We start from the raw sequence: 13,361 nt of genomic DNA, 5'->3' as shown, positions 1-13,361 counted from the left end.
GTTAAGAGCGTTTTTTTGCGAAATGATGGAGTGAGTTTTATTCACCACGTAATACGTCTGCGGGTTTTATCCAGGATGCCCTGATGGTCTGCGACAACACCGTCAATGCGGCCACCAACGACACGAGTCCAAAAGCCATCAGCAGGTTTTCGGGCCCCAGGTCAACGCTGGACGCCATGCGGTCGCGCAACAGTTTTCCGCAGAACCAGCCCGCCGGTATGCCGAATGCGCCCGCCCACATGAGCAATTTTACAAACGTTTTCGACATGGTCCAGATTACTTCTCCAGGTCCTGCGCCCAGCGTTCGGCGAATGCCAATCTCCCGTGTGCGTACTTCCACAGCGTAGGCCGAGATTCCCAAAATTCCCAGGCAGGCTACCAGCATGACCAGTCCGCAGAAAAAGCCAAAAAAGGTATTCAATTGACCAAAACCGCTCTGGAAGTCCTCGTGAATTTTCTGATCGTATCGATACACTTCGGGCAACCGGTTGGGCACCAATTGCTGCCAGATACGGCGGCTGCGTTCCATCACGGCGGCTTCGCTACCCGGTTCGGTTTGTAGGGCCAGCAGAGTCGCCAGATTGGGCTGGTAGCGGTAAACGGTAGCCTGCGCAGGAGCCAGTTGAGCGTCGGGTTCCACCACGACACCCGCCACGAAAACTTCCGCCGAATCAAGGCGAATCCGTTGCCCTACGGCGGTTTCGGGTTTGTTGCCGGGAAGCTGCCGCGCCAGCATTTCATTGATCAGCACGTATTGCTCCCGGTTTGACGAACGATTCGGCGGCAGGTTTCGACCCGCCCGCATGGTCAGTCCGAAAACGGGAACATACGTTTCATCGATGGCTTTTGAAACCACCGTCCGGGCGGTCGGAACACCCGCTACCCGCAGCGTGCAGGTATTCATGGCGGGATAAACGGCTACCTGATTGGTGGCGGTTACGCGCCGAACCTGGCTAAGTTGCTCCAGTTGCAATCTGAGCGTTGCCGCCGACTCCCCCCGGAGTGAGAGCAGCACCACGTTGGTGGGTAATACGCCCCTTAAGCGGTCGCTGGTCTTGACACCGACGTCGCGCAACACCACCAGAAACACCATCAGCATGGTGGTAACGGCAAATTGAATAACAATCAGAACCCGATAAAAACCGACGCCCCGGAACAGGCGAATCGTCTGCAAATTGCGGAGCACCTCTACCGGCTGAAAACGCGCCAGGAAACCCGCCGGGATTGCTCCCGCTGCCAAACCGGTCAACAACGCATACAGACACAGCCAGCCCATCAACGAAGCATCGGGCCAGGATGCGCGGGCATCGGATTGTGGCAGCCAGCCCGAATTGATAACCGAATACCAGAGAAAAAAACCGACCAGCAGCGAAAGCAGGGCGATGAGGGTGGACTCGGTCAGAAACTGGCTCATAATCTGATTGCCCAGCGCACCACTCGCTTTGCGAATGCCAACTTCTTTCGCCCGGGTGAGCGATCGCGCCAACGACAGACTGGTGTAATTGAAAGCCGCCAGCAGGGTAAGAGCCGCTACTAAAAACAGGTTCAGCCCAATGCCCGACCAGTTTGTCCCGGCGTGCAGGTCATTCCGAATAGCCGGGTCCCAGGGGGTAATGTCTTCGAGGGGTTGCGCCGAAAAAGCCAGCGTCTGCCGTTGGCCGGCCTGTTGTGACTTTGGGTACAGACGACTTAGCAACTGATTGAAGGCCGGAGCATCGTCGGCCGAGCGTAACAGGGCATACGTGGCCGTGGATTTGTAGTCAGTCCACTCCTCCGACAACGCGGGAATACGCCCGTTTTTTTCCAGACTCCGGGCGGCTTGCAGGGAGAATACCGCTTCAACGGGCAGGTGCGTCCGTAAAGGCGGCTCCTGAATAATACCCGCCACCGTAAACAGTCCCAGCCCGTCGAACAAAACCGTCTGCCCCACCGCATCCTGTCCGCCAAAAAGCCGGAGCGCAACCGGTTGACTCAACAACACCGTTTGCGGTGACTGCAAAGCCATACTGGCATTTCCCGATACAAGCGAGAACCCAAAGACGTTGAAAAAGGAAGGTTCCGTAAAAACCGTCCTGATGTCGATTTCTCCTTTCCCGGTCAGTACCCGGACTGTGCCACCCTGCCTCACCTGTACCACGTCTTCGACCGGGCTCATTTGCCGGATGGAGGATGCGATTGGTTGCGGAGTGGTGGCCCAGCGCGTTTTGCTTTCGGGTGCCGTGGCATCCGTCAAAATGCGGAACGTGCGCTCCAGGTATGGATGAAAATGATCCGTCTCAAAATTAGCCTTCAGACTGGTCAACATCCCGATTCCGACGGCCATGCTCAAAGACAGTCCGATGATGTTAACCAGCGAAAATAGTTTGTTGCGCGAGAGGTTGCGCAGGGCAATCTTGAGGTAGTTGGTTAGCATAGGGTAAGAACGAAAAACGTTTATTCTGACTTCAATGATTTCACCGGATTCATCAAAGCCGCTTTGATGCTCTGGAACGAAACCGTGGCAAAAGCGATCAAAATGGATGCCGCGCCGACCAGCGCAAAAACCCACCATTCCACGTCGATGCGGTAGCTGAATTCGTTCAGCCAGCGGTCCATCGCATACCAGGCAATCGGCGTGGCGATGACGAGTGCCAGCAATACCAGTTTCAGGAAGTCTCTGGAAATCAGGGCCACAATTCCCGTAACGGATGCACCCAGCACTTTCCGGACGCCGATTTCTTTCGTCCGCCGTTCGATGGTAAATGTGGCCAGTCCCCATAAGCCTAAACAGCAGATTATCAGTGCAATACCGGCAAATACGCGCAAGAGTGAGAATTGCCGCTGCTCGTCTTCGTACAATTCCTGAAGGCTGTCGTCCAGAAATTTGGCTTCAAACAAGCCATCCGGGTAGATTTGTTTCCAGGCTTTTTCAAGGGCCGCCATCGTGGTTGCGTAGTTGCTCGTCCGCAGTTTGAGCCCCACGGAATAATAGAACTCCGGCAGGTTCATCATCACCATCGGCTCAATCGGTTTGTGCAGCGAACTGGTGTGAAAATCTTTCACGACGCCCACAATTTCGGCATCGATGTCGTTGATGCCCACCCGAATTTTACGTCCTAATGCCTGTTCCGGTTTGGCGTATCCCAGGGCTTTGACGGTATTTTCGTTGACGACAAAAACATACCTCCGTTTTTCTTCCGGAATGCTCCCCGAAATCGCCAGCGTATCGCGGTGTTCGAGGAATCGTCCGGCAATCAGTTTCAAGCCATACGTTTTCAGGTAATCGGCGTCGGCCAGTTTGAGCGAAATGGTTATTTTCTTCGCCGGGTTCGCCGGATCGGGGCGCATGTCGGTTCCGAAATTGTTGGGCGATGTGGGCGCTCCCAACGCAAACGAAAGGTGCTCGACGCCCGGAATCTGCCGCAGGGACTGACCCAGAACCGTCATTTTCTTCGAATCCGGAATACCGACCGTAACGATGGCATCTCGTTTGAAACCCAGGTCTTTGTGCCGGAAATAATTCATCTGCCGGTAAATAATCAGCACGCCCACCGCCAGAATCAGAGAAATTGAAAACTGAAAAACCACCAATCCCTGCCGCAACCAGACTCGGCCCGAGCGCAAACCATCTGCTTCCGTGGTGGTTTTCAGGGCCCGGATGGGCCGGAAGCGTGACAGGAAAAAAGCCGGATACAAGCCAGCCAGCAAAGCCGTGAACAACGCCAGAATCACCAGAATACCGCTGGTCTGGATTCCCGGTGCCGTAATCTGCTTCTGCAAAAAATCATTGACGACCGGTAACATGCCACGAGTCAGGAAAAAAGACAGCAGGGCCGAAATACCGGTCAGCCACAAGGCTTCGCTCAAAAACTGCCACACCAGCTGGCCTTGCGTGGCGCCGATCACCTTCCGGACGCCCACTTCCCTGGCGCGGGTCATGGCCCGGGCGGTCGACATGTTGATGAAATTGACGCAGGCAATCAGCAGCACGAACAGGCCGACGGCCCCAAATACGTAGAGATACGTCGGCGAAATGGCGGGAGCCAGGATGGTGCCGTCATAGTCCGGGTTGAAGTGAATGTCGTGCAGCGGCTGGAGAACAAAGGTGCTGGTTTCGCCGTCGCGCGTGGAAAAGTATTTTTTTTCGGCCTGCCGAAGCCGGGCGGCATACTGTTCCGGCGACTTGCCGTCGGGCAATACCGCAAAGACACTGCCGCCCGACCGAAGTCCCCACTGGTCGATGCCGAACGAGAAAAAGGTTTTCATCGACGAAAAGGAAACCAGCATCGTTACCGGGAAATTCGTCTGCGCCGGCGCATCCCGCATGACGCCCGCCACCTGAACCGTCAGGTCGTTGCCCAGCCGCAGCGTTTTGCCAATGGGCGAAGCGGAACCGAAGTACTTCTGAGCAGTTTTCTCCGTCAGAATCACCTGATTCGGTTCGGCGAGAATCTTTTTGCCGTTGCCCTGCACCATCTGAAAATCAAACAGATCGAGGAAGTCGGGTTCCGCAAAAACGACGTTATCTTCTTTCAGCACTTTCTGGGGCGAAACCAGCACGGAGAGGTCGCGGTCGGCGTGGATGCGCGTCACTTTTTGCCAGTCAGCAAAATCGGTTCGCAAGGCCGGAGCCAGCGGATACGGCGTAATGCCCGACTTCTCGACTTCCGCGCCCGTTGTCCGGATGAGGTTTACGCGGTACATCCGGTCGCCCAGCTTGAGCGTCCGGTCATAGCCCCATTCGTTTTGCACAAACAGCAGAATCAACAGGCAGGTGGTCAGCCCGAGCGTCAGCCCGATCAGGTGAATGCTGGTGGTGGTTGGATGCTTCAGCAGATTCCGCCAGGCTATTTTGAAGTAATTACGAAGCATATCGGTTTGTATTTACGTATCTTTGATTTACTTGACCACACGCAATTCCGACTTATGAACTATCCGAACGTTCCTTCCGATTACGCGTTTGTCCGCGAGGAGGAGATGGCGGTTTACGGCCTCAAAGACCATCAGCGCGTGATCAGTAAACTCAATACCCATTTGGGTCTATTGTACTACGTTGAAGGCACCATTACGCTCGAACCCTTCCCGGAAACGATGCTCGATGAATCCAAAGCCAGCCCGGTTCCGGATCTTTTGCTTTATGACAACGAAACCGCCGAAAGTCCCATCATTGTCGAAGTCTGCAATCAGGAGGGCCTGAAAAAAGACCTCAAAAAAGTAATGCAACTGGTCGACGAAGACAACTACGGAATCGTCGAAGGGTATGTTTACAATTACAAAAGCCAGCAATGGCACCAATATCACAAAGGCATCGGCTGGGTTTTGGATGAGCCTTCGTTTTCACAACTGCTCCAACTCGACCTCCACTCGTTTCTTTAGTGAAGCGTTAAGAGTTGGCTGACGCATACAGCTCATAACTCTTCACTAATCATTCTGAACGTAGTGAGTTAACCGGATTCATCAAAGCCGCTTTGATGCTCTGGAAACTCACCGTGATAAAAGCGATGAACAGGGCTAAGCCACCGGCGGCTACGAAAATCCACCACGGAATCGCAATTTTATAGGCAAAATCCTGGAGCCACTGGTTCATGGCCCACCACGAAACCGGCGAGGCAATCACAATGGCGATGATCACCAACCTCAGAAAATCCCTGGAAAGCAACAGCACAATGTTGGTTATCGATGCGCCAAGTACCTTTCGGACGCCAATTTCCTTCGTTCGTTGCTGGGCCGCAAAAGCCGCCAGACCGAACAAGCCGAGGCACGAAATCAGGATGGAAATGGCGGTAAAATAGGTGACAATACCGGATGTTCGAACTTCAGCCTGATAATTTTTCTGAAAATCCTCGTTCAGAAAGGTGTATTCAAACGGCTCGTCGGGGCGCAGGGCTTTCCATTTCTTTTCCAGAAAACTCAGCACATTTTCCATATTCTCCGTGTTGACGTGCGCAATCATGTAGTTGAAGTTCGGGCGGGTCATCAACATAAAGGCATAAGGTTCAATGGGTTGATGCAGACTTTCGTAGTGAAAATCTTTCAGGACACCAATCACTTCGTATTGATACGTCTGTCCCTGCCAGTTAAAGTTCAGCTTTTGCCCAATGGCTTTCTTGAGTGGAATCCGGAGTTTCCGCAGCGTTGATTCATTGACAACAAGCCGGTTATTGGTATCACCCGGAAACTGCCGCGAGAACAGCCGCCCGGCAACCAACTTGAAACCCATGGTTTGCAGGTAGTCGAAATCGACCTCGCTGTTTTTGATATTCTGCATTTCACTGACGGTTTGGTCGGGGCGATACAAACCGAAATCCGTGGGGTTGACAATGCCGGGGTAATACTGGGTTCCGGCCGCCGAAACCACCTGGCTATTTTGTAAAATCTCGTTCCGAAACACCGAATAAATCCCGCGCGACTCCGTGCTTCGCAGCGGAATGGCAATCTGCTGATCCTGCGTAAAACCCAGCGACTGATTCCGTAAAAACCGCATCTGTTCCTGAATAACGAACGTCGCCAGCACCAGACCGATCGAGACTACAAACTGAAAAACCACCAGTCCACGGCGCAAGGCCACCGCCGACAGACTGTTGACAAACCGACCTTTCAGCACTTGTACCGGATTGAACATCGACAGGAAAAAAGCCGGATAACTTCCTGCTATCAAACCGGTCAGTAGAGCTAGTCCGCTGAAAACCAGGACAATCTGCGGTTCCATCAACTCGGAAGTCTGCAAGTTTTTACCGGCCAGTTGATTGAATACCGGCAGAAGCAGCGAAACCAGCACAAAGGCAATCGACAGCCCAATTAACGACAAGACCATCGACTCGCCCAGAAATTGACCGATCAGCGAACTCCGCTCGGCCCCCATCACCTTCCGGATACCGACCTCAGCCGCCCGTTTGGCCGAACGTGCCGTCGAAAGATTCATGAAATTAATACAGGCAATCAGCAGCGTGAAAAGCGCAATCGACGCCAGGATGTACAGGTACTTCGTGCTGTTGGTCGGCGTCACGATGCTCTGAATCGAACTATACAAATGCAGTTTCGGAACCGGAATCAAGAACAGTTTTTTGTCGTATCCGTACCGTTTCAGTTCACTGCGCATGTATTTTTCGACAAACGCCGGTATTTTTTGTTCCAACTGCTTTGGATCGGAAGCTGGTCTTAACCGTAAGTACGTGTTAAACAGGTTATTATTGGTATAGTCCATTTTCCGATAACGCAGGTAATTGCCGATCATGCCCGCATAGATCGGCACAAAAAACCGGGCGTCGATGTGAGAATGGGAACTCTGGTCGCGGTAAACGCCGGTAACCCGGAAATTTTCGCCATTACCCGTCGATCCGCTGATCCGAACGATTTTATTCAGTGCCGGCGTTTTTCCGAAAAGTTTCTGCGCTACTTCTTCCGATAACACAATCGAGTTAGTCTGAAACAGCGCCTTTTGGGGCGTTCCCTCCGTAAATTCATAGGAAAACAGATCAAAAAAGGTTGAATCAACCTGATACCCCTGCGTTTCATAAAATGACTTCATTGGCTTGCCCGCTTCCTGCACCTGCAACAGCGTTTTGTCATCCATGATGTTTACGTAGAGCCGCGCGACTTTTTCAACCTCCGGAAATTCCGATTGAATGGCGGCTGCAAGCGGCCCCGAAAGGCGGGGATATTCTTCATCCAATCCGGGTGATTTTGCGGCACTCGCCATCAAATACAATTCCTTCGCGTGCTGATGGTGTCGATCGAACGATAATTCACTACGAATGTAGAGCAGCAGCAACATACAACACGTCATGCCGACCGACAGGCCGAGAATGTTGATGGCCGAGAACGTCTTGCTCCGCAGCAAATTCCGGATGGCGATTTTTAGATAGTTGGTCAGCATAATCGCTATAGTTATGAGTGAAGAATTAGGAGTTGTATGCGTCAGCCAACTCTTAATTCTTTATTCTGAACGCAGTGACTTAACCGGATTCATCAGAGCGGCTTTGATACTTTGGAAACTCACGGTGGCAAAGGCAATCAGAACCGCCAGCAAACCCGCCAGCGCAAACACCCACCATTCCAGGTCGATTTTGTAGGCAAACGCTTTAAGCCACTGGCTCATGGCCCACCACGCAATCGGTGAGGCAATCAGAATGCCCACTAATACCAGCTTCAGAAAATCTTTGGAAAGCAAGGCGACAATGCCTGTAATGGACGCCCCCAGCACCTTGCGGATGCCGATTTCCTTGGTCCGTTGCTGGGCCGTGAAGGTTGCCAAACCGAACAAGCCGAGGCACGAAACCAGAATGGCAATACCGGCAAAAAAGTTGAACAATTGCCCCGTCCGCTGTTCCGATTTATACATTTCGTTGTACTGGTCGTCCATGAACTGGTACTCGAACGGATAATCGGGACTGTAGCGTTTCCAGAGTTTTTCAGTTGCCGCAACGGCTTTGGCGGCATCGCGGCCGGTCGTTTTGATGTAAAGCCGACCGTAGTCATGATTCGGTCGGTAGTAGAAAACCGCCGGATCTACTTTCTGGCGCAGTGATGCAAAATGGAAATCTTTCACCACACCGATGATGGTGCCTTTGGTCTGACCCAGTGTAAAACTCTTGCCGATCGGATTTTTGATGCCCGCGTTTTTGACGGCGGTTTCGTTCAGGATGTAATGCATCGAATCCGCCGGCGAACCGGTAAAGGTTTCTCCCTGCGCCATTTTCAGGCCGAAGGTGGCCATGAAGTCTTTCTCGACCTGCATCCGGGTCACGATGAACATGCTGTTTTTCGGCTTCCCGTCCCAGTCCGTGTCGCCGGTGGAATTGCCTAAACTAAGCAGGTTTCCGTTCGAAGCGGTGACGCTCCGGACGCTGGGCTGGCGCGACAGTTCGGCTTTGACGGCATCGTAATGCTTCATCATTTCGCCGGTCATCCAGAAAGCGAAGACGTTTTCCCGGTCATATCCCAGGTTGCGTTCCCGCATAAACCGCAGTTGGTTACCGATAATGATCGTTCCGACAATTAAAGCGGTCGAAAAGGCAAACTGCGTCACCACCAGCGTTTGCCGGAACGTGACGCCTTTGCCACCCGTGGCCATTTTCCCGCGCAACACTTTCAGCGGTTCGAACGACGACAAAACCAACGCCGGATAGATGCCCGCAACGGCCAGGGTAAAGACCAGCGCGCCCACCAGCACCAGCCACGTCTGCGGATCGGCCAGGGAGAACGGTTGCGTTTTGCCGGTCAGTTCGTGGTAGGTGGATTCCATCCCCTTGATCAATGCGATGGCCAGCACCAGCGCCACGATAAAAATCAGCAGGGACTCGGCCAGAAACTGGCCGATCAGGTGTTCGCGACCCGCGCCTACCACCTTCCGGACACTCACTTCCTTCGCCCGTTGCGTGGCCCGCGCGGTGGCCAGATTTACGTAGTTGATACAGCCGATCGCCAGCAGAATCAAGGCGACGATGCCCATCATTTTCACTTCCTGCAGAGCTCCCGGTGTGCCGTCGGGGCGGTAGAGGTGGATGTCATCGAGGGGTTGCAGCCGGTAAACCGTCACCTGGTCGTACTTGTTACTGGCGTGGTGAACGTCGTTCAGCGTTTTGACGATCTTATCCAGGTTGGCACGCGGATCGATCCGGAAAAAAGTCTGGGCATACCAGTTGCCCCAATCCGAATCCATGGACTTCCAGTAGTCGTTGGCCTGATAGCCTTTGGCCACGATTTCGATGGGAAACAGCATGTTGCATTTGATGCTGGAATTGTCCGGAAAATCGCGGATAATACCGCTCACGACGAAGTTCTGTTTCTTGGGAATCGAATACAGGACTTTTCCCACCGGCTCGGCCCGGCCAAAGTATTTCAAAGCCGCCGATTCCGTCAGGACCACCGATTGTATATCCGGAAAAGGCCGCTGGCGGTTTCCTTTCACCCATTCAAAGTCGAAAAAGGTAAAGAAACCCGGATCGACGTAGACGGCTTTTTCTTCCACCAGGGTTTTGTCCTGTACTTTGAACGGCGACGTGTCGTAGTTATCCACGATTCGCACGGCGTCTTCCACCGACGGCATCTGTTGTCGGGCATGGGCCGCCACAGGAGCCACAATCCGGTTCGCAAACTGCTGGGCGTCCCCCGACCCGAATCCGCCATTGACGCGGTAAATCCGGTCGCCCTTCGTGTGAAAGCGGTCGAAACTCATTTCATCTTTCACCCACCACAGCAGCAGAATGCCGATTCCCAGCGCCACGGCCAGCCCGCCGATGTTGATGGCCGAATAGCCTTTGTTGTTGAGCAAACCACGCCAGGCGGTTTTGAAGTAATTGCGGATCATAAGACCGTTATTGATTCGTTTTCGTTATTTTTGAAAAAACCCCGTTGTGATATGGAAACGCCTTTTCATGATCTGATCGAAGAATACCACTCCGAAGACATTATGTCGCTGAACCATTCCCGCTTAATTTACCGGATCAGTGTCGCTCTTGGTCGGTATGATGGGGAATACGATATATTCCCCGAACTCGAACTTGAGTTATCAACCGGCAAGTGCAAACCGGATATTTGTGTCTATCCCAAAATGCCTTACGACTGGCTCAATGACGTTATTTATTTCAAGAAACCGCCGGTATTAGCCATCGAAGTCCTGTCGCCGAAACAGGGCTTGTCTGATATTACAGATAAAGTAACTAAAATCTACTTCCCTGCTGGTGTTGAAACCGTCTGGATTGTTGTACCCGGGCTTCAACTGATTCAGGTTATGACTTCCGATGGAAAACGCCTGACCTCAACGGAAGGCGTGTTAATTGATCCCATCACTGCAATTGAACTCGACACTTCGTATGTTTTTCGTTAAGTACCCCCGGACTTTAGTCCGTGAGATACTGGGCATAAATGTGGCATCAGAATAGGTGAGTATCTCACGGACTAAAGTCCGGGGGTACTATTCCGAACGCAGTGAGGTGACTGGATTCATCAAAGCCGCCTTCACCGACTGAAACGATACCGTCAACAGCGCAATGGCCAGCACCAGCACGAACGGCAGGACAAAAAGCCACCATTGCAGATCTGCCCGGAACGCATACGTGTTGAGCCACTGACTCACGGCCAGCCACGCCAGCGGAGTCGCTACCACGCAGGCAATCAGAATCAGGATGGCAAACTCTTTGTAAAGCATCTGCACGATTTCGGGTACCGACGCTCCCAGCACCTTGCGAATGCCGATTTCCTTCGTCCGCTGGGCCGTGGTGAACGATGCCAGCCCGAACAGACCCAGACAGGCCACCAGAATGGCTAAACCGGTGAACAACCCGAAGACTTGCCCAAACCGCTGGTCGGCCTGATACTGCGCATTGAAATGTTCGTCCAGAAAGAAATATTCAAACGGGTTACCGGGAAAAAACCGGTTCCATTCGCTCTGCACCGTCGCAATGGTGGTTTTCAACTCACTCGATGCCATTTTGATCGAGAAATAACCACCCGCGTCGGGAATCAACCGGAGAATCAAGGGTTCAAAAGCATCGCGCAGGGATTGCTGGTGGAAATTGTCAGTCACGCCAACGATCGTAAAAGGCTGGCCCCAGAAATCAATTTCTTTGCCAATGGCCTCCGCCGGGTTGTTGAACCCTAATTGCTTGATGGCCATTTTGTTGAAGATGACGGCTTTCTTTTCCAGACCGTATTCTTTCGAAAAATCGCGTCCGGCCAGCAGTTTCAGGTCGAAGGTTTTCAGGAAATCATAATCGACGGCAATGACCCGGTATTGGCTGCCTTTGCTTTCGTCGGCCCCTTTTAGTCGAATACCGCCCGCGTTCCAGTCCGACGCCTGGCCGGGAACAACCGACGACGCGGCCACGTGCCGAATGGTGGGTTGCCGCAACAGTTCTTCCTTGAAAGCCACCATTTGCCGCATAAAGGTGGAATCCGTCCGGATAATGGGCGGGTTGATCACCAGCGTCTGGTCGATGTTGATGCCCAGACTTTGCTCCTGCATAAAGCTGATTTGCCGGAATACCGCCAGCGTTCCGACCAGCAGAAACAGCGAAGCCGCAAACTGAAAAATGACCAGCGATTTCCGCAGAATAATGCCTTGCCGCGAAGTCACCATCTTGCCTTTCAAAACCGTTACCGGCCGGAAACCGGACAAGACAAAAGCCGGATATAAACCCGAAAAGAAGGTTCCGATGACAAATAAGGTGCTCAACGCCAGCCAGAACGTCCAGTTGCCCAGCAACGACAGCGTCAGATGCTGGCCCGATAACGAATTGAAAAGCGGCATGACGGCAACGACGAATCCCAGGGCCAGAACAACGGCCAACCCGTTGAGCAGTACCGATTCGATCAGAAACTGCCGGATCAATTGGCCCCGCTGCGACCCGACGGCTTTGCGAATACCGACTTCCCTGGCCCGGTTGATGGCCCGCGCCGTGGCGAGGTTGATGTAGTTGACCCAGGCAATGACGACGATGAAAAACGCAATCGCCAGCAGGAGATAAACCGTATTGCCGTCGCCGTTGGGTTCGGCCTCTTCCATCAGGTGCGAATAAAGGTGAATGTCTTTCAGGGGTTGAAGCGTATATACTGCACCGGCATCGTATTTTTTCAGTTCTGCGCCGATGGTTTTTTCGATATACGGAACAAATTTGGCTTCCAGGGCTTTCGGGCTGGCATCCGGGCGCAGCAGCAAATACGCCAGGGCACCGTCCCACATCCAGGCGTTATCCGGGTTGTTATCCGGCCCAACTTCCTTGATAAACGTCACGTGGGGAATCAGCAGATCGGCATGTAAATGCGTATTGGCGGGCATATCCCGGTAGACGCCCGCTACTTTGACGGCTTTTTGCTGGTTTAACCGAATGGTTTTGCCAAGCGGTTGCTCCTTGCCAAACAGCCTTTTAGCCACCGATTCGGACAGCACGATGGTATTGGGTTCGGTCAGCACGGTATTGGGGTCACCGGCCAGAAGCGGGTACGAAAAGATCTTGAAAAAGGACTGGCTGGCAATAAATACCTTCTCGACTTTCAGGCTTTTTTCGCCGTAATCGGCAATCAACGCCCGGCGTTTCAGCACTTTCACGTAATCTTCGACTTCCGGGAAGTTGGCTTTGAACGAATTTCCGGCCGCCTGTGCGCCCCCGGCCCACTGCGTGCTCAGCTTGCCTTTGTCGTACCGGTCCTGCTTGACGCGGTAAATCCGGTCGCCCTTCGCGTGAAAGTTGTCGTAGCTCAACTCAAAGTCGACGTACTGCAAAATCAGCAGGCAAGCCGCAATTCCGATGGCCAGCCCGACGATGTTGATGGCCGAGAACACCTTATGGCGTACCAGGTTCCGAAAAGCGATTTTGAAGTAGTTCGTTAGCATGTTGGTTGTACCCACGGACCGCCGGGCGGCCCCGTTTAGTCCGTGAGAT

Annotated in this window: 7 protein-coding genes; 2 read left to right on the top strand and 5 right to left on the bottom strand. The window is 53.1% G+C overall.

The genetic code is table 11. The features are described from left to right. Positions 1-37: 37 nt before the first annotated feature. Both EHT87_RS12380 and EHT87_RS12375 read right to left on the bottom strand, forming a co-directional pair. Positions 38-2,413 carry an ABC transporter permease gene (locus tag EHT87_RS12380; RefSeq protein ID WP_185716197.1) on the bottom strand — a complete coding sequence of 792 codons (2,376 nt, stop codon included), beginning with the start codon at positions 2,411-2,413 and terminating at the stop codon, positions 38-40. 20 nt (positions 2,414-2,433) lie between these two features. Next, positions 2,434-4,851: an ABC transporter permease gene (locus EHT87_RS12375; protein ID WP_124906929.1), complete on the bottom strand. Its 2,418-nt coding sequence runs from the start codon at positions 4,849-4,851 to the stop codon at positions 2,434-2,436. 54 nt (positions 4,852-4,905) lie between these two features. Here EHT87_RS12375 and EHT87_RS12370 point away from each other — a divergent pair, with 54 nt between their 5' ends. After that, a complete protein-coding gene (locus EHT87_RS12370; RefSeq protein ID WP_124906928.1) occupies positions 4,906-5,355 on the top strand; it encodes a hypothetical protein in 450 nt (149 codons plus the stop codon). Between the two features lie 49 nt (positions 5,356-5,404). Here EHT87_RS12370 and EHT87_RS12365 read toward each other — a convergent pair whose 3' ends face one another. Together EHT87_RS12365 and EHT87_RS12360 are read right to left on the bottom strand one after the other, a co-directional pair. Continuing rightward, positions 5,405-7,855: an ABC transporter permease gene (locus tag EHT87_RS12365; RefSeq protein WP_124906927.1), complete on the bottom strand. Its 2,451-nt coding sequence runs from the start codon at positions 7,853-7,855 to the stop codon at positions 5,405-5,407. A gap of 60 nt (positions 7,856-7,915) precedes the next feature. Then, the gene (locus EHT87_RS12360; RefSeq protein WP_124906926.1) at positions 7,916-10,288 is read right to left on the bottom strand and encodes an ABC transporter permease; all 2,373 of its coding nucleotides are present in this window, start codon (positions 10,286-10,288) and stop codon (positions 7,916-7,918) included. A gap of 51 nt (positions 10,289-10,339) precedes the next feature. Here EHT87_RS12360 and EHT87_RS12355 point away from each other — a divergent pair, with 51 nt between their 5' ends. Next, positions 10,340-10,807 carry a Uma2 family endonuclease gene (locus tag EHT87_RS12355; RefSeq protein ID WP_124906925.1) on the top strand — a complete coding sequence of 156 codons (468 nt, stop codon included), beginning with the start codon at positions 10,340-10,342 and terminating at the stop codon, positions 10,805-10,807. 87 nt (positions 10,808-10,894) lie between these two features. Here EHT87_RS12355 and EHT87_RS12350 read toward each other — a convergent pair whose 3' ends face one another. After that, the gene (locus EHT87_RS12350) at positions 10,895-13,312 is read right to left on the bottom strand and encodes an ABC transporter permease (protein ID WP_124906924.1); all 2,418 of its coding nucleotides are present in this window, start codon (positions 13,310-13,312) and stop codon (positions 10,895-10,897) included. Positions 13,313-13,361: the final 49 nt, after the last annotated feature.

It is taken from the genome of Larkinella knui, from assembly GCF_003858645.1.
GTDB classification, from domain to species: domain Bacteria; phylum Bacteroidota; class Bacteroidia; order Cytophagales; family Spirosomataceae; genus Larkinella; species Larkinella knui.
The sequence above is the reverse complement of the archived record's forward strand: the minus strand, read 5'-3'. Positions and strand labels throughout refer to the sequence as shown.